This window comes from Clostridium collagenovorans DSM 3089, assembly GCF_900130005.1.
GTDB classification, from domain to species: Bacteria; Bacillota; Clostridia; order Clostridiales; family Clostridiaceae; genus Clostridium_D; species Clostridium_D collagenovorans.
In genome coordinates this window covers 1-1,196 of sequence record NZ_FQXP01000001.1, presented here as the reverse complement: position 1 = coordinate 1,196, position 1,196 = coordinate 1, and the positions used below count along the sequence as shown (strand labels likewise).

The 1,196-nt window shown below is 52.4% G+C and carries 1 rRNA gene; it reads right to left on the bottom strand.

Features of this window, described 5'->3' with window-relative positions:
* Positions 1–40: 40 nt before the first annotated feature.
* Positions 41–1,196: ribosomal RNA gene (locus tag BUA48_RS00005) — 23S ribosomal RNA — on the bottom strand; the annotation flags it as partial.

Here is a 1,196-nt window from a genome sequence, read left to right as displayed (position 1 = left end):
TTGAGATGTTCTCTCAAAATTGCATAATGTTAAGAGTTTTTTGGTCAAGTCCTCGACCTATTAGTATCGGTCAGCTGAATATGTTACCATACTTACACCTCCGACCTATCAACCTTGTGTTCTTCAAGGGGTCTTACTGATATACATGGGAAATCTAATCTTGAGGTAGGCTTCACGCTTAGATGCTTTCAGCGTTTATCCCTTCCCGACATAGCTACCCAGCTGTGCTCCTGGCGGAACAACTGGTGCACCAGAGGTCAGTCCATCCCGGTCCTCTCGTACTAAGGACAGCTCCTCTCAAATTTCCTACGCCCGCGGCGGATAGGGACCGAACTGTCTCACGACGTTCTGAACCCAGCTCGCGTGCCGCTTTAATGGGCGAACAGCCCAACCCTTGGGACCTACTTCAGCCCCAGGATGCGACGAGCCGACATCGAGGTGCCAAACCTCCCCGTCGATGTGGACTCTTGGGGGAGATCAGCCTGTTATCCCCGAGGTAGCTTTTATCCGTTAAGCGATGGCCCTCCCACGAGGTACCACCGGATCACTAAGCCCGACTTTCGTCCCTGCTCCACTTGTATGTGTCGCAGTCAGGCTCCCTTCTGCCTTTGCACTCTACGCGCGATTTCCGACCGCGCTGAGGGAACCTTTGGGCGCCTCCGTTACATTTTAGGAGGCGACCGCCCCAGTCAAACTGCCCACCTAACAATGTCCGACCGCCAGTTTCATGGCTAGTCGTTAGAATTCCAGTACTGCCAGGGTGGTATCCCAAGGATGACTCCACTAAGGCTGACGCCCTAGCTTCTAAGTCTCCCACCTATCCTGTACAGACAATACCGAAATTCAATGCTAAGCTACAGTAAAGCTCTACGGGGTCTTTCCGTCCAACCGCGGGTAGCAAGCATCTTCACTTGCACTACAATTTCACCGGATTTGTTGTTGAGACAGTGCCCAGATCATTACACCATTCGTGCGGGTCGGAACTTACCCGACAAGGAATTTCGCTACCTTAGGACCGTTATAGTTACGGCCGCCGTTTACTGGGGCTTAAGTTCATGCCTTCGCTTGCGCTAAGCAATCCCCTTAACCTTCCAGCACCGGGCAGGTGTCAGCCCCTATACATCAGCTTACGCTTTAGCAGAGACCTGTGTTTTTGTTAAACAGTTGCCTGGGCCTATTCACTGCGGCCTGCTCTC